At 46.2% G+C, this 16,332-nt stretch carries 16 protein-coding genes; 5 read left to right on the forward strand and 11 right to left on the reverse strand.

Annotated features, from left to right (window positions below):
* Positions 1 to 197: 197 nt before the first annotated feature.
* The 11 genes from ACR2PX_RS08340 to ACR2PX_RS08390 all read right to left on the reverse strand — a co-directional run bounded on the left by ACR2PX_RS08340 (position 198) and on the right by ACR2PX_RS08390 (position 12,305).
* Positions 198 to 2,378 (reverse strand): hypothetical protein, encoded by a 2,181-nt coding sequence (locus ACR2PX_RS08340; RefSeq protein ID WP_433998898.1) that lies wholly within the window; start codon positions 2,376 to 2,378, stop codon positions 198 to 200.
* Between the two features lie 138 nt (positions 2,379 to 2,516).
* The gene (locus ACR2PX_RS08345; protein ID WP_433998899.1) at positions 2,517 to 3,473 is read right to left on the reverse strand and encodes a lipase family protein; all 957 of its coding nucleotides are present in this window, start codon (positions 3,471 to 3,473) and stop codon (positions 2,517 to 2,519) included.
* 110 nt (positions 3,474 to 3,583) lie between these two features.
* Positions 3,584 to 5,683, reverse strand: coding sequence for an AsmA family protein (locus ACR2PX_RS08350; protein WP_433998900.1), 2,100 nt, complete (start codon positions 5,681 to 5,683; stop codon positions 3,584 to 3,586).
* 291 nt (positions 5,684 to 5,974) lie between these two features.
* The gene (locus tag ACR2PX_RS08355) at positions 5,975 to 6,637 is read right to left on the reverse strand and encodes a DUF799 domain-containing protein (protein ID WP_433998901.1); all 663 of its coding nucleotides are present in this window, start codon (positions 6,635 to 6,637) and stop codon (positions 5,975 to 5,977) included.
* A 1-nt stretch (position 6,638) separates the two neighbouring features.
* Positions 6,639 to 7,010: a DUF4810 domain-containing protein gene (locus tag ACR2PX_RS08360; protein ID WP_433998902.1), complete on the reverse strand. Its 372-nt coding sequence runs from the start codon at positions 7,008 to 7,010 to the stop codon at positions 6,639 to 6,641.
* A gap of 8 nt (positions 7,011 to 7,018) precedes the next feature.
* On the reverse strand, positions 7,019 to 7,348 hold the full coding sequence (locus ACR2PX_RS08365; RefSeq protein WP_433998903.1) for a hypothetical protein: 330 nt from the start codon (positions 7,346 to 7,348) through the stop codon (positions 7,019 to 7,021).
* Between the two features lie 10 nt (positions 7,349 to 7,358).
* Positions 7,359 to 8,318: a CsgG/HfaB family protein gene (locus ACR2PX_RS08370; RefSeq protein WP_433998904.1), complete on the reverse strand. Its 960-nt coding sequence runs from the start codon at positions 8,316 to 8,318 to the stop codon at positions 7,359 to 7,361.
* Between the two features lie 270 nt (positions 8,319 to 8,588).
* Positions 8,589 to 8,948 (reverse strand): isochorismatase family protein, encoded by a 360-nt coding sequence (locus ACR2PX_RS08375; protein WP_433998905.1) that lies wholly within the window; start codon positions 8,946 to 8,948, stop codon positions 8,589 to 8,591.
* A gap of 48 nt (positions 8,949 to 8,996) precedes the next feature.
* Complete coding sequence (locus tag ACR2PX_RS08380; protein ID WP_433998906.1) at positions 8,997 to 9,278, reverse strand: hypothetical protein; 282 nt, start codon at positions 9,276 to 9,278, stop codon at positions 8,997 to 8,999.
* A gap of 109 nt (positions 9,279 to 9,387) precedes the next feature.
* Entirely contained in the window at positions 9,388 to 11,103 is a 1,716-nt protein-coding gene (locus tag ACR2PX_RS08385; protein WP_433998907.1) for an SPOR domain-containing protein, read from the reverse strand.
* Between the two features lie 101 nt (positions 11,104 to 11,204).
* Positions 11,205 to 12,305, reverse strand: a complete 1,101-nt coding sequence (locus tag ACR2PX_RS08390; RefSeq protein WP_433998908.1) for a dienelactone hydrolase family protein — start codon at positions 12,303 to 12,305, stop codon at positions 11,205 to 11,207.
* Between the two features lie 248 nt (positions 12,306 to 12,553).
* Between ACR2PX_RS08390 and ACR2PX_RS08395 the strand changes: the two genes are divergently transcribed.
* From ACR2PX_RS08395 to hisF, 5 genes are all read left to right on the forward strand, one after another.
* Complete coding sequence (locus ACR2PX_RS08395; RefSeq protein WP_433998909.1) at positions 12,554 to 13,297, forward strand: hypothetical protein; 744 nt, start codon at positions 12,554 to 12,556, stop codon at positions 13,295 to 13,297.
* Positions 13,298 to 13,404: 107 nt separating this feature from the next.
* A complete protein-coding gene (gene hisB / locus ACR2PX_RS08400) occupies positions 13,405 to 13,998 on the forward strand; it encodes an imidazoleglycerol-phosphate dehydratase HisB (RefSeq protein WP_433998910.1) in 594 nt (197 codons plus the stop codon).
* A gap of 156 nt (positions 13,999 to 14,154) precedes the next feature.
* Complete coding sequence (gene hisH, locus ACR2PX_RS08405) at positions 14,155 to 14,799, forward strand: imidazole glycerol phosphate synthase subunit HisH (RefSeq protein WP_433998911.1); 645 nt, start codon at positions 14,155 to 14,157, stop codon at positions 14,797 to 14,799.
* Between the two features lie 253 nt (positions 14,800 to 15,052).
* Positions 15,053 to 15,436, forward strand: coding sequence for a DUF4870 domain-containing protein (locus ACR2PX_RS08410; RefSeq protein ID WP_433998912.1), 384 nt, complete (start codon positions 15,053 to 15,055; stop codon positions 15,434 to 15,436).
* Between the two features lie 119 nt (positions 15,437 to 15,555).
* On the forward strand, positions 15,556 to 16,329 hold the full coding sequence (gene hisF, locus ACR2PX_RS08415; protein WP_433998913.1) for an imidazole glycerol phosphate synthase subunit HisF: 774 nt from the start codon (positions 15,556 to 15,558) through the stop codon (positions 16,327 to 16,329).
* The last annotated feature ends 3 nt before the right edge of the window (positions 16,330 to 16,332 follow it).

Here is a 16,332-nt window from a genome sequence, read left to right on the forward strand (position 1 = left end):
ATGGCTCTCTCCTTTGCTGTTCTCGGGATCAAAGTCAGTAAGGATAGACAAAAGAAAATGACGGGTATTTCCCATAGGTTGGAGGGCTGCACTGGGCAAAAAGTCGCCGCGAAGCGGCCTACCTTGATTTCACCAGAATCGGGCTGGATATAGTCAGCCCGATTCTGGTGTGAGAGGAAAGTTGTTATTACGAAGTATTACTTTGGAGTAGCCATTAATATAGAGTGGCGAATATCGTTTCGTATCACTCTTTCTCCTTCAATCACTTCAATATCATCTCTGACTTCAATAACTGTAAGCAGCAAAGCATCAGGACCCGTAATATTGTCTTCATCGGTCCCTACAACACCTGTGATCAAAACTACTATTCCATTGTCTTGAAGCACCTCTCCTATAAAAGCTCCATTATCAAAGGTTATTGGAATAGTGTACTCGAAAGGGGATGAGCTGACTTCAATAGCTCCATCCTTTGTATTAATCGCCGTATAGTTTCGACTTCCCTTGATAATAATATTGTTCTCTGAAAAGCTTATTTTAACAACACTTAAGTCTGCCGTATCAAGATCCGAATAAGTGTTCTCGCTGGCCTCAAAATTTGTATCAGTTGAGAAACTCAATCCCTTGGCCATAAAAGTCTTGTCACTCAAATCGTTGATGGTTGTATCATTGGCTTTTTTTAGGCCTATTGAAATAGCGGAGGCTTTCTGATCGTTGGAATCATCAACAGTCTGGGTTGCAGTACGCCAGAAAAACTGACCATTAGAAGAGAACTGCATTCTGTCTAAGGAATTTTCAGTATCAAACAGGGCGCTACCTGTTTTCAAAGTTGTGAATGTGCCATTCTCATTGACCTCATTACCAAGAGACCCTAATGGGAGAAGCGAAAAAGCAGCCAGGGTGCTTGAAGCGATAAAAGTTGCAATTCTTGACTCATAAGAATAAGTACTTGAGTCTTCATTGGTCGAACTGCCTGTAATGTCTATAAGGCCGTAGGAGGTTAAGGCTAAAATCTGGTTCAAGCTATTAGAATCGCTGTCATTGATAAGAGATAAACCGAATGAAAAGACACCATAGCTGTCGGAAATATTGCCTGAAAAATCAGTGTCCTGCTTATTCATAAAAACAAATGACTTTTCAATCTCCAGATCATAGATACCGCTGAAATCAGTTTTACCATCGTTGATAAGGTGAGTTCTTTTGATTTTATTAAGGATCCCCATGTAGGATCCATCAACTATAGGCTCAAGGGTGAGAATAGAAGGGTTATCGATCTCCAGTCGTTTGTCTGTACGGTCTAATGCGCTTTCTACTTCCCTTCTTTCCTCAGGAAAAAAGACAGAGTAAGAGTTGTCGGTGTTTAGCCAGATATCGTAACCTGTATTGTCCTGTTCTATTTCGTTTGTGTCACTGCTTATAGACAAGATATCTCTAATATAAACTGAGCCGAGGAATTCTTCTGATGCCCCCAGTGACAGGCTCAATGCATTATTGTTGATCTGGATAGTTCCAGGCCTGTTATTAGCGTGCCTATAGCCAAAAGTGCTCCTGCCATAGCCAGCCCCGCTTGCTATTGAGAAATTGGATAAACCATATGAGCCCGAGGACTGACTCAATTCTTCCAGGGATGCAGAAGCTTGATTGTGCTGGGCTATCTGTTGGGAAATGAGATTTTGAGACTCTGTTTCAGCTTGAAGCAAAAAAGAACTCAAATCGGCTGAGTTGCTTGCAAAACTATCAATTTGACTGCGATCTATTGTATCAATAAGGTCACTAATCTCATTGAGAGTGAGCTCAGTAAATGAATCTATATATTCAAAAAGCAGCCGAGTCGCTACTGTAGATGCGGCATCCAGTCGTATATTATTATCATACCCAAGGACCAAGAGCGCATTATCAGGGATTGTTTTACCAGCTTCTAAGTTGACTGTTTGCCCAGGTAGCTCAGCAATAAACAGTAGATCAGAACGTGGAGTGCTTTGAGGAGATACTTCATAAATACCATTTCCAATAGAAACTACTGTGATGCTAAGAGTATCTGTGACAATACCTCTTTCGCTAACAGTAACCGCTTTTATAGAGGCATTATCAACAATGTCGGCATAAGCTTTAGGGACAATGCCTGAGATTAAAGCATCTATGAAATCAGCTCCACTGGAGTCGTGTTTAGCAGTCAGAAATTTTCCGGGAGCATCAACAGTAACGGTGAAGGTCGTCTGATTTTCAGGGGGAGGTGTGGGGTTTTCAGGGGAAGGAGCAGGATTTGCAGGTGGGTTTTGCTCTGAGGCTGAATCATTGCTACTGCCACCTCCACCGCCACATCCTGTTAATGAAAACATCAAAAATACAGCAACCAGGGCAGCCTGAGTTAAATTTTTCATTATGTAATTATCATCCTTTGATAAATTGTATTGACTCATAGACAGTCTGGAGAATAAATAATCCCCCTGATAATTACAAGACAATGGATGTACTAAGGCTTTCTGAAAAATTACATGGACGTTTACCAAAAGTCGAATTTAATCCATAGCTCGCCAAGCTTCATCACCAGTAGTAGCTAACCCTGCCAATCGGCGAGACAACAATTCATACACATCAATACTGTGATCTTCCAAATCCTCGTCAATCAACAGGCGAGGATGACCCTCTGAAAAGTCGAGAATGTCTTCGGCTCTGCCTGCGAATCGATCCCAAAATGTAGCCCATCTGGATAGATTACCGCTGGTGTGACAGTGACCTTCATGGTCGAAATAAATAAGATGACCAACGTGACGGTAGCCGGTGATTTGGGGCGGGACCCGCGTGACGAGATCGCAATTGTTGACGCATCGAAAGGTTCTTTTACCCAGCGATCTTTCAAATAGATCGGAAGCAGCATTGTTCTCATTGTTGTGAAAGCTGCGGTAGAACTCTCTGTTGCCAAGTCGGGGCTGACCAAAGGTATAAACGCCCGCAATGGGCAAGTTCTCCTGAAGCTCCAATGTCGCTGCAGCCAGAGTGGCTAGAGCTCCACCCAGACTGTGGCCAGTGATCCAGATACGTTGATCATTGTCGTGTAGTCTGTTGAGACGTTCTTTGATGGTTGCCCAAACCGTATCGAGTCCTTCGACAAACCCACGATGGACGGAACCAAGGTTGTTTTCAGGCGTCCAGTCTTCCCGCATGATGTCAAAATTCAGGTTCCAGTCTTGAAACTTCGATTCTGTGCCCCGAAAGCTGATGATGATCTTCTTGCTGTCTCCGACAATAAATCCCTGAATATCCGGGTCCATATGGTCTTTCCGGTATTCAAAGAACACATCCTGATCACTGAGGTTAAATCCCTCAAACTCCAGAATTTGTTTGATCTCGTCGGAAGTCCGGTAGGCAATATTGGAGCAGCTGGCCAGACAGGCCATATTAATCTTGCTGAAGCTCCGGGCTTTATGATTAAAGCGTCGTGCAATCTTGGAACTTGTTCTACTTGATATAACCATGCCATCCCCTGGCGAGATTGTGGTTAAATTATTATTGCTGTAGATTCTGCAGGGATAGAAGGCGAGAGGCAACTGAATAAGGGCGCAGCCTAAGCTGCGCCCGATAGTATTTACTTGAAGAGACCTTTCAGGGCATCTTTCAGAGGCCCGGCTTTTTTCTCAATCTCTTTTTCCAGGCGCTTTTTCACCTCCTGCTTGGCCAGTGAGGCGATGGTGTCGGCGAGGCGTTCGGTATCAATACCACACTCCTGCTGACCCAGTTTGCCCTGGCAGCGTACCGGCCAGGTGACCTCGGCATAATCTTCATTGACCTGACAGGCGGGATCACTGTCAGGAGCGCGGTTGCCGCTGATATTCAGGCCCACGTGATAGTCCAGAGTCTGTTTGACCAGATTAATATCACCGTCACCTTTGAGATTCAGATTGGTCAGTGCTGCAGTCAGATCCTTATTGCTGGCGACACCATTGCGAACGGTGAAGCTGCCTCCAAGGTTGGTGAACTGGGTTGTGTTACCCCAATCTTTTTTCTGCAGATCTTTCTTGCGAATTTTGGCAATCCCCTCACAAACCATCTTGTCAAAGTTGGCTTGAGTAAAGGCACCCTTATCCAATTTGAAATCGACCTTGCCGTTCAGGTTACGGGTCAGGACACTCTGCAGCTGGCCATTGGTAGTCAGGTTCATATCGGCATTCACCTTACCCTCAATGGACTTCAGGGCAGGAATGGGTTGAGCCAGGGCATGCAGGTTAATGCCTTTCAGGTCAGCGGTTGTCTGGATTTTTGGATCACCTTTCTTACGAACATCCAGCTTCCCGTCCAGATCAATGGAACCTTCATAGAAGCCAGAAGCCAGTTTGATCTCCTGGCGTCCATTCAGGGCAGTGAGCTTGACTGTGGGCTTGTTAAAAGTGAGCTTTGCAACGGTCAGAGAAGCCAGCTCCAGAGAACCTTTGATATTCAGAGGGCGCAGGGCATCTTCCGGAATCAGGGGGAGTTCTTTTTTGGTGGCTGAAGGCTCTTTTGCCGGACCTGAAGCGACTGCTGGAGGCTCAGTACTTTGAACCCCTTCAGTTTTGTCTGCGGCTTTCTCTTCGTTGGTTGTCTTTTGATCAGTGGCCGGTGGCAGATAGCGGTCCAGATTAAGATCATTGCCTTTGAACTGGAAGGTCATGTTTTGTTTTTCCAGATCGGCAATCTTGAAGAAGCCATCAATGTTGAAGTTGTCCAGAGTCAGATCCAGTTTCTCTGCTGAGAAACTTTTACCATCGGTATTAAAGCTGCTCTTAAAGGCCATCTGAGTCATTGCCTTGGGATCGGCCATGGGAGGAAGCTGGATCTTGATCTCTTTTAGCAACTTGCCCGGATTGAATTGGGTAACATCCAGGTGACCCTTGATCATCAGAGGCTTCTGCTGAACATTCAGATCGCCAACAATCTGCAGGGTTTCAGCGCTTTCCTTTACAAGATCGGCCACTGCTGGATTGACAGAGATCTTCAGATCTTTCAGATCATAGGCGCCCTCTTTGAGGTTGAACTTCAGAACGCCACTGATGCCAGTCATCAGAGTCAGATCGGGTTCACTGCTTTTGATGCGGGCTTTCAGGTTGAAATCAAAAGGCACATTGTTGCGAACGGCGCCGGTTTCCAGTCCTGCCTGATCCACCAGGTAGGTTTTACCAGTGCTCTTGTCGTCATACCGGATCACCAGACCTTCGACGGTGACATTGGCAATATCCAGCTCCAGAGGCGCAGATTCAGTCGTACCTTCAGGCGTTGCAACCGTTGTTTCTTCTGTTGCAGTGGGCTGGGTGCCTGTTTTTTTGGGAACTTCCCAGTTGCCTTTGCCAGACTTGTCCTTAACCAGATTCAGCTCCAGCCCCACCAACTTGGCGGTCTGCATTTCTACTTTCTTACTCAGCAGAGGCAACAGCTTAACGCTGACTTCAGCGGTACCCAGTTTGGCCAGTTCGGTGTTGTCTGCACCTTTGACATTCACCTGCTCAAGGGAAAGTCCCAGCCAGGGAAAGACCGACCAGCCAATAGGCCCATCAATCGTGAGCGTCAGGCCCGTGTTGTCATAAACCAGTTTCGAAATGTCATCCCGGTAATTATTGGGATCGATGACTTTGGGAAGAATTAGGGCAGCGGCAACAGCAAGAATAATGATGCCAGCCACCACAAAGGCGATGAGTTTAATTGCACGATTCATGGGAGGCCTCGGGATCTCAGGGCACAGAGTGTTGTTATTCCTTGATCAGGATAGTGTATCAGTAAGCTTTGGAGGAATGGAGAAATTGTATATTTTGGTTAGCGTATAGAGGAGATCAGAAGTAGATTAAACTGAGTGTTTTTTTAAAGCATGGGATTCTATTACAGGCATTAACGAGCTAAAAATCTTCCATCTAAGTACCTAACTCTGTATATACACAGTACTGGAGCCCATATAGTTTGGGCTCCAGTACATTTACAGCCAAAATGAGCGATCTCTTAAGTCTCTCAATTATATATTCTTGATTTTTTCTTTCTGCAAGTAAGGTCCATCAGGCAGTTGAGTTTGATCTATATAAAAAACTTGATGGTTGGCTTGCCTGGTTAAAGGGATATAGTTTGGGTCAGCGCGAGTAATAGCCGCAGTAACAGCCATCACCAGTAAGTCCGCCATCGGGTTTCCAGAAGAGTTATTCTGTTGAGGGGTGTATTGCATCACTTTCTCTGCAGCCCATAGCTCTTCACCCGTTCTGCCACTAACAATGCGATAATTGAATCCAACGGTGACCGTAGTACTTATCAGGACATACTGGGCGTCCCACTTATTGATCGTTACGAAAAGAATTGAGTCAGCACCAAACATGCTTCCCAGCTTTACAGGATCTGCAGAGTGAATCAGATTTGCATCGTAAAGTCCTTCTCCTTCAAGTACCGTTTTGACGGTATTAACAGGAAAAACATAGTAGCCTTTCTCTGCCAGGGGCATTGCCACTGTACTCAGAAAATAGTCAGGTGCATCAACATCAACTGAGTCATTCACTACAGGAACAATCAATATTGAGCGTGGTTTTTCCTGATTGAAGGCAGTATGTTCAACTTTTGGTGTTTGTGTAGCACAGCCAGACAGGACAGCTATCAGTGTGAGAAGTATTGAGCATTGGATTTTTTTGAACATCTTAATTTACCTGCTCATTTTTTGATTTCTGACTACTTGATAGACTACTGATCATAGTATCCATTAGGTGCTGGCTTTCAGGCCAAAGATCTCGTTCTTTTTTGAAATAACTAATGGCTTCTTCAGTCTTGCCTTGCTGAAGCAGAAGGTTGCCATATTCAGCATAAAGTCCTGGTGGAACTTTCCCATTTCCATCTTGAATTGCTTTCTGCATTGCTTCCGTGAGAGCTGCAAGCTCGGCCGGATTTTTGTAGTACTCATATAAGGACTCTTCATATTCACCCCAGTGATAAAGGCCTTTAGAGGTTTGGCAGCCTCCGAGCAGTACTGAACCGGTTATAAGTAAAGCAGCAGCTATTTTCTCTTTTTTCATTATTATTTTTACTGACTCTGACGTTTATGGACACTGAAAGTTTTGCTGGATCCTCGGGAAAGATAAAACTTCTGCTCTAACACAATTTCACCTTCTCGAAGCACTTCTATTCTGTGAGTACCTGGCTCAATTCTCATCCCAGACTTGTCCTGGATATAGTCCGAGGCTTTACCCATCTGTATACCATCAAGCCTGATCATGTCAGTACTGGTAACTCCAGAGAACATGATATAGGGCCTGTCATCTTTAACTCCCGCCATCTCGGTGGGCGTATTAACACATCCGGATAGCATTAGTATTGAACAAAAAACAGCCATTAAAGCGATCAGTCGACTCATTTCAAAACCTTTATTCTGTAATGCTTAGCGAATCAATCTGGTAGTTATCGATAGAGCCTTCAACTAACTCAACAATACTGCCCTCGTTACTTTCACTGTCACCAAAATTTGCGATGACTTTTACTTTTGCCAGTTCGGTTCCAGGTAGAGTAATGGTGAAGCCTGTTTGCTTTGACTTTACTTGTTTGCCTTGTGTTTTTACGACCAATACCTTTCCTGGTTTCAAGCCCTGACTTTCACCACCACTAATAAAGATTTGTCCGTCAGATACGTCCAAAATACTGGTTGTCCATGGTTTTTCCATGATTTTACGAATCATTTCATCCAGTACATCACTGATTGCGCTGGAAATAGCCTTGTCTGTCAAGGTGCCGTCATAGGAAGCGCGTGAACCAAAACCTGCCACGGAAGCGCTTTCTAGTGATGCTTCACCGGTTCCGGTTGAAGAAAAGAAAGCTTGTCCGGTTTCTACGTTGATCAATCTCAGCTCAACTTTTGCGTAAGCTGATTGTTTTTTTGAACTACTTAAAAACCCTTTTTCACCGGTTACATTTCGTCCAAACTCAGTTAAAGAACCCACTATAAGAGTGTCAACTCCTACCAGATCTCCACTTGCGCCAAACATTTCACGTTCTTGTTCCACACGTGCTAAGTCAGGGCGTTCGAAGACCATAAAGCTGCCTGATTCAATAAGACGAGCAGAAAGCATGTCTCCCACCTGCTTTCCTAGAGGATCATTGAAATCATCTCGCAGCAGTGAGCGGCCATAGTTGGTTTCGTTGCTGATACGACCCACTGCTATTTTGCGCTTAAGCTGAAGCTGTTCCTTTGACTCATTTTTAAGCATCTGTTCTTGTGCTTCAGCTTGAGTCTCTCGGCTGGCAGGGGCGTCAGTTATCTGAATTTGTGGTGTCTGTGTCGCACACCCGGCTAATGCAATAGTTGCGAAAAGTGGCAATAACTTTTTCATGAGAATTTTTTAGTAGAGTTGATAGGGTCGACATTATATGAATTTTTACAATTATAAAAGATTACAGTCATCGTTTGATTGATATATATCATGGTTGCAGGGTGGAGAATAAGGTAGGTGGAGTTTCCGCAGAGAGCACTCATATGTCAGAAGTATTGGGTGTGCCAAGAGCTAATTGCCAAGTAGATTACTTGACTCTGATATCTCCGATGATTTTTAGATCAGGAGGGTAACAGTGTTACTCAAACAGGAGAGACTATAACGTTGCAGTTATTCTTCGGAGCACGGTTTTGCCTTAGGTGAGTCACTGATCAATGTCATATTGGGAGACTTATCCTTGAGAGATTTCCAAACCCCGGAAAAAAATGATTCCAGTTCTCCAACATGATCCACGATGTTCAACTCCCGATCGACGGCCATTCGGTAGTCTCTCTCCAGCCCGCCTTTAACAGTTTTCAGGATACAGGCGCCGTCATAACAGCCGGTGACAAACACGTCTTTTATGCCTTCTTCCTTAAGATAGGTGTCCAGCACATTATCGTTTTGAATGACTTCACGGCCACTGGGTAGCTTCACGGTTTTGTAGCTGTCAAAGACACCGTCCGCGTTTTTGGAAATCTGTTTGTACATGACATGTCTTTTTAGGGATGCCAGAAGCCCGGGAAGGGTATCGCCCATTTAGTGGGGATCATAGTTCACATCATAGTCCACATCCAGTATGTAGACACCCTGTTTGTTGGCAATATTGTCCAGCAATCGAATTTGATCCTGAATGATCTCTCCATAATTTTTAACAGCAGGATTGATAAAGCCTTCCTGCATGTCCATGAGAATCACAGCCACTTTTTTGCCCTGACTTAACAGAGTCTCTATGTATTGGAGGGATTCTTCGACGCCAGCATGAGCAGAAGCCATCGTCGTAATCAGAAAGGTGCCGAGACAGAAATCAATTAATTTCATTACAGAATGCCCGCAGAGGAGAGAGCGGAGGATTGGGATAGTGAAACGATGCTAATTCGTCAGAAGCATAGACAAATCAGTGAGGCTCTGGAGGCGATTCGTCCTTAGCTTAACTCTCCCGGGCTTGCAGCTTCTTCAGGGATTTAACGGAGCGAGTCCAGGGGTGAAGAACTCTGACAGCATCTTTCAGCTGGGGGGACTTGATCATAGCCAGAGCTTCTTTACTGCTGGTGAACTGACCTTGAAGCAGGACATACCAGTCTTTCTGATTTTTACGATATCGGGCGGTGACAGCAGACTTCAATTCCGGGAATCGTTTTTTCATCTTTTCAATGGCTTCAGGCTTGTTTGCTGCAAACCACTGGATTGTGTAACTGTTTCCCGGGCCGCTGATGATCGTTCCTTGCGGTTGGGTAATAGTTTGAGAATACACTTTTTGAGTCTTTTTTGGCTTCCCTGTAATCAGACCCTGTAGCTCATTAACAGAACGAATTCTGGGGTATAGGCGTGTGGAAGCACGTGCCAGCTCAGGAGTGGAAAGAGCCCTGTCGGCCTTACTTTTGCTTGAGTAAGGTGTTCCTACCAGCAAATACCAGTCCCTGCGTCCTTTTCGATAGTGAATGATCTGGGCATCATTCAGCTCTTCATAGCGCCTGCGGACTCGCTCGAGAGTATCTCTTCTGGGGCCAGCCAGCCACTGAATAGCGTAACTGTTCTGGGAAGCTTCGAGAATGCTGCGCTTGGCGGGCTTGCGGTACTCCCTGGTTTCTTTTGGACGACGATATTCGCTGACCTCTTCCTGGGCTGAATAGGCCGAGTAACCATCCTGTTGATAGTGCTTGCGAACTCTTGAACGATCCACCTCCGGGGTAATCTGGGCATAACGCTGCTGGCGTGGAGCGTTATAGTTCAGATCCGGTTCTTCTGCATAAGGGTCGGACCGGTAGGAAGATCGAAATTGAGGCTCAGTCACCTGATAAGGATCGGTATTATAATCCCGATAGGTTTCTTGTTGCTGCACCTGTGGATAGGCTGGTGCGATACTGGCAAACAGTCGATTATTGTCTGGCCTGACGGGCTCTTCGTAGGCATATCGCTCGTTATCCAATGATCTTGTGGGATCATTGGGGTCCCTTAGTTCGTCCGGCATGATCAGATCCAGCTTCTGAATACTGGCCAGAGATCGAGTCCATGGATAGAGCTTGTCCGTCATTAATAATCTGGGCGGACTGTTAAGAGACGTCATGGCAGATTGACGATCTTTGAAAGGCCCGTCCAGAAGTACAAACCAGTCTTTGTTCTTACGTTGATAACGAACAATGGTCGCTTGTTGGAGTACCGGGAAGCGTCGCTGTAAATCGATCAGTGGCTCCTCGGTATGAGTAGCCAGCCACTGGATGACAAAACTGCCATGTTCTGCGCTCAGCAACTGGGTGATTCTTTGTTGTGCTTGCTGTTGCGGAGCGGGTTGTTGATAGCGGTTGGATGGCTGATATGCCGGTGGTGCTGATTCTTGTCTGAAATAGCCACCTGAGTCAGGCTCTGCTGGTCTTGAGCGTTCTGCAGGCAGGTACTCCTGATAAGTTTTATTTCTCTCAGGCGCTGAGTAGGCTGCTGTTTCCAGCGGTTCTTCGTAGTTGTCTGTTTGATTGCTTCGACATAGCCATTCACTGTCGGGGCCGGAGCGACAGTCCCAGGATGAACTTAGTGCCAGAGGTTCTGGAGGCAATAAGAGGGCGTCCGCTGAAACAGCGGTGAGCGACGCTAAGGCAGCAACTACTCCAAGCCTGAGCGGTTTATCCGTAAACAACACTCGAACAGACATGAATCAGATCCTTCTGACCATTGCTTTTAACAAATCAGATTTGAAAATCAATTGCAAGTGTTGTGTTGTATTTATATCTCAAACACACCATCTTGTATGGCTCACTGATAGGGATAGATAGAATACAGAAGCCATCGGTAGACAGAGTAGAGTGGGGAGCGAGGCTGCTGACTCCACTGGATAAACGTCAATGTTTTCTGCATGACGGACTCTTTGCTCTGGGTGTTATAAGTATCAAAATATTCTTTCATATCAAATGCGTGACCTTCACTGAAAGTCTCCAGATCGTAGGGCTTCCAGAATGATCGGCGGTTTATATATTTGACAATGTTTGAGCAGATTTCCGGTTTCACAAAGGTGTCTTTTTCCGCAAGCACCATCAGAGTTGGGATGGTGGTGGGTGTGGACATAAAGTTCTGATAATACGTGCCCGGTTCACAATTGGGGTAATAAGCAGTGACGGATTGGACGCCTTGAAAGGAGTCTGCAGGCAGGGAGCTGACAGCAGGAACCGGAAGGTTGTTATTGGCCATGGTCATGGCGTCCAGCACAACGGAACCACCATGGGAGTAACCGATGATGTGGAGATTGTTGCTATCGACTTTTTGGTAGCCCCTGATGTTTTTGAGGGCAATGAAAAGGTCTGCGGTTCTTTCAGCGGGTAATAGAAAATACCCCTTTGCCACTTTGTTCATCATCTCCTTATGGATTTCTGTCAGCAGATCACTTTCTGGCAGATCCAAAGTCATTGCCCTGTCGATGGAAGAATCCCTTGCCTCCAGGTAAGCATGACAAGGCTGATCTTTATCAAAGCAGTACTTCAGGGTTCGAATACGAGTAAAACTGTCCACAATCATCACGGCATAACCCTGGGATAGAAAAAAATCCCGCCGTTCTTTCATGCTCATTGAGAAAGCGGGAGAGCTGCCATGGAGCAGAATAATGGCAGGGTAGGGTGGAGAACCCGTTATAGGAAACCAAATGGGGTGGCTTATTTCTTGTTCAATTTCTTCCCAACTTCTTCTTTGCAAACAAGTGGCCTCTTGAAACTCCGGGAATGTATTCCGGGCAGCCAGACAGCCTGTATCCATAAATTCGCATTGAAAGCAGAACAGGCTGGCAATGCTCAATACCATAGCGTGCTGGTTATGAGGTTCGATCAGGCTGTTGACCAAAGAAAATAATGGACTGGTTGTATTCACTCAGGAACTCTCAGGAAGGTGAATCGGTCTCAAGGTATGGACAATCACACATTATGGCATGCTTTTCAGCGACTATTATGGAGGTGTGGTTTTCCCAGGCAGCCATAAGTACTGACGCAGTCTTTCGTCGGCTCATAGGATGAAAGCCTGTCCACTTTAAAAATCTCGGCTAAAGAATAGTGGTTGTTTGTGTGACTCTGACTGGGGATTTTTCCACCTCTGTCATTTGAATATCTGAGGAACATGTTATGGAGAAATTTGGAGCTTTGGGGATAATGAACGTTAAACGATGGCTGGCAGTCGTATTTTGTCTGGGCCTGTCTGGTTCGTTATGGGCTTTGGATTCGTCATGTTTCCCCAAGGTTGATACCGGTCAGCCTCAGTATCTTGTGGCATCAGGCATGATGATGCTGGAAGCTGCAAGGGAAAAGAAATTGAATAAAGCTGAGGTCGAGCTGCCTGTCTGGGTTAGCGGTTATCAGCGTGGCTGGATGGCCAGAGTGGTCGAAAAAGCCCCTGCGAGAACCGTGCTGGGGGTCACCCCGGAAGAGGGTAAATTATTCAATGGTCTGTTGCTGGCTTCTTCTGATCGTCAGATCAGCAGTCTGGATCGTAATGAAACCCGGACATGCAGAACGTTGATTGATGTCAGGCAGCTCAAGAGTATGGCGGGTGGCCATCTGCCCGATAAAGGGCAGTTCTGGATCTATGTGGTCAAACCCAAGAGCAAGTCGAAGCCTGTTAGCAAGTACCCTATTCAGCAGTCTGATGTTGATAACTTCCTCACGGGTTGCCTGGAGCAGTCCAAAGCGTTTTCACTGCCTCAGTTTGCTGAACAGTGTGTAGATACTACGGTAGGTTGGTCGGATCACTGGACCAATGACCGCGAAAGACCTTCCGGTGGCAAGCTGGTACAAAACAAGCGAGTGCAGATAGACAAGCTGCTTGAGAGGCTGGAAGGAGGCTTTTTCAAAAAAGTAAGAAACGAATAGCTCGCCTGCTTTAAGGCAGCTCCGTATAATGGCCGGGTTGTGGCCCGAGTCTGGCAGTAATCACTGGACAGACTCCATGCTTAGAATAGATATAATCGGAGATCATAATGGCTGAGCGCAAGGCCAGTGTTGAAAGGAATACGCTGGAAACCCAGATTAGGGTTGATATCAATCTGGATGGTACTGGCAAGAGCCAGTTCGATACAGGCGTTCCATTTCTTGATCATATGATGGACCAGATTGCCCGTCATGGCTTGATTGATCTGGACATCAAGGCTGTAGGCGACAACGATATTGATGATCATCATACCGTAGAAGATATCGGTATTACCCTGGGTCAGGCATTCACAAAAGCCCTGGGTGATAAGAAAGGTCTGACCCGATACGGTCACTCCTATGTACCCCTGGATGAAGCTCTTTCCCGAGTAGTCATCGACTTCTCAGGACGTCCGGGTCTTGAGTTCAATGTTGACTTTACCCGGGCCATCATTGGCAAGTTCGATGTCGATCTTTTCTACGAATTCTTCCAGGGCTTTGTGAATCACGCCAATGTGACACTGCACATTGATAACCTCCGTGGTCGCAATGCCCACCACCAGATAGAAACTGTCTTCAAGGCTTTCGGTCGGGCGCTGAGAGTGGCGCTTGAACTGGATCCCCGCATGGCTGGTCAGATGCCTTCCACCAAAGGTTCGCTTTAATCAGCCATGAGCAGAGAAGTCATCTCCTGACTTTGGTGAGGAAGTGGTTTTACGGTCAACAGCCATGAGCGAAGAAAAATATTTTGCGTCACTCTCAAGCATGAAGAGTGACGTCGTTAATATTTTTCCCTACAAACTGTTCGGGGAGTTCAAAGAATGAAGACAGTTGCAGTCATCGATTACGGTATGGGTAATCTTCACTCTGCCAGTAAGGCTCTGGAACACGTCGCCAGCAGTGATACCCGTGTGAAGGTTACTTCTGACCCGAAATTCATTCAGCAAGCCGATCATGTGGTGCTTCCAGGTGTGGGTGCTATCCGTGATTGCATGGCTGAAATTCGTGCCAAGGGTGTTGATGATGTGGTGCGGGAAGTGGTTGAAAGCCAACGTCCGCTGCTGGGTATTTGTGTTGGCATGCAGGTTATGCTGAATCACAGTGAAGAGAATGGTGGTGTTGATTGTCTGGGGCTGATGCCTGGGCGAGTCAAGTTTTTCGGCAAGGGGCTGGTGGATGAGTCCGGTGAAAAACTGAAAGTTCCCCATATGGGCTGGAGCTCGGTTCAGCAGCATCGTGATCACCCTCTCTGGAAAGGGATAGAAGACAATTCTCGTTTCTATTTTGTCCACAGCTACCATGCTCATGCCAATGATGATGGTATGGCCGTAGGTCGTTGTCATTACAGCGTCGATTTTGATGTGGCTCTGGCACGGGACAATATCTTTGCTGTGCAGTTTCACCCTGAGAAAAGTGCGGACAGTGGCCTGAAGCTGCTTGAGAACTTTCTTAACTGGAATCCATAGAAGGGCCCGAAAGTATCATAAAGCCGCTGTACCATAAGTTATAATGCACTGTTACCTTGAGGGCTCAGTCTATTAACAGCGTACGAAAAAATATGGAAATCGCTCGTCGGCTTTTCGCTAGCTCTTTTTCCGCCATGACAGCATTTTCTCAACAGATTCATGCAATAAGCATGAATCTGTTGAGAAAATGTGTTAGCCAAAAAAATAGCAGAGCGATAAACTCGACGCTTTATAACACTTTCGGGCCAAATTAATGGACAGAGACTCTTTGCATCAGCTTATGAAGGGGCCCGATTCCGATGAAAAAAACTGGGCTATGTTCTCTCATATCCTGACTCTGTTTGGTTGCTTTATCCCTGGGATTAATGTGGTTATCCCTTTGCTGATCTGGTATCAGAAAAAGGATACGTCTGCATTCATAGCACTCCATGGGAAAGAATCCCTGAATTTCCAGATTACCGTCCTGCTCGCTATTGCCGCGTGGGGACTGCTCAGTGCAGTGCTGATTGGATTGATTTTTCTTCCCCTGATTCCGTTTGCTGTCGTTTTTGCCCTGATCTTTGTGATCCGTGCCAGCATAAAAGCCAGTCGGGGTGATGAGTACCGTTATCCGGTTAGCTTGCGTCTGGTCAATTGAGTCTTCAAGGGGCTCAGTGAAATAACAGCCATGAGCCAAATGCAGCTCACCTCGAACCATGAAAACGGTTGCTGAACCTGATAGAGCTGCATTTTCATAGTAAACAGAGAGGCCGTTCAATGGGCTTAGCGAAAAGAATTATTCCCTGCCTGGATGTTGATAATGGCAGAGTGGTGAAAGGCGTACAGTTTGTCGACATTCGAGATGCTGGCGATCCGGTCGAAGTAGCTCGTCGGTATAATGAAGAAGGGGCTGATGAAATCACCTTTCTGGATATCACAGCCAGTCACGAAGACCGCGACACCATGGTTCATACCGTTGAGCGTATGGCCAGTGAAGTTTTTATCCCTCTGACGGTAGGTGGAGGCATTCGTAAGGTGGAAGATATTCGTACCATGCTGAATGCTGGCGCCGACAAAGTCAGTATCAATACGGCGGCTGTTTTTAACCCTGAGTTTGTCCGGGACGCTGCTGATCGTTTTGGTTCCCAGTGCATTGTTGTAGCCATTGATGCCAAGAAAGTAAGTCTGTCAGGTGAGCCGGATCGTTGGGAGATTTTCACTCATGGTGGGCGCAAGCCAACCGGCTTTGATGCCGTGGAGTGGGCGGTAAAAATGGAGCAGTTGGGCGCTGGAGAAATTCTGCTGACCAGCATGGATCAGGATGGTGTGAAAAACGGTTACGACATTGGCGTAACCCGAGCTATTTCCGACGCTCTGGACATTCCTGTGATCGCCTCTGGAGGGGCGGGCAATCTGGATCACCTGGTTGAAGGTGTGAAGGAAGGTAAGGCCGACGCTGTTCTAGCTGCGAGTATTTTCCACTTTGGTGAATACTCTATTCCGGAAGCTAAAGCGTATATGGCTAAACATGGCATTGAGATGAGACTCTGAAAT

The sequence above is a fragment of the Endozoicomonas sp. genome, assembly GCF_051008435.1.
Lineage (GTDB): Bacteria > Pseudomonadota > Gammaproteobacteria > Pseudomonadales > Endozoicomonadaceae > Endozoicomonas_A.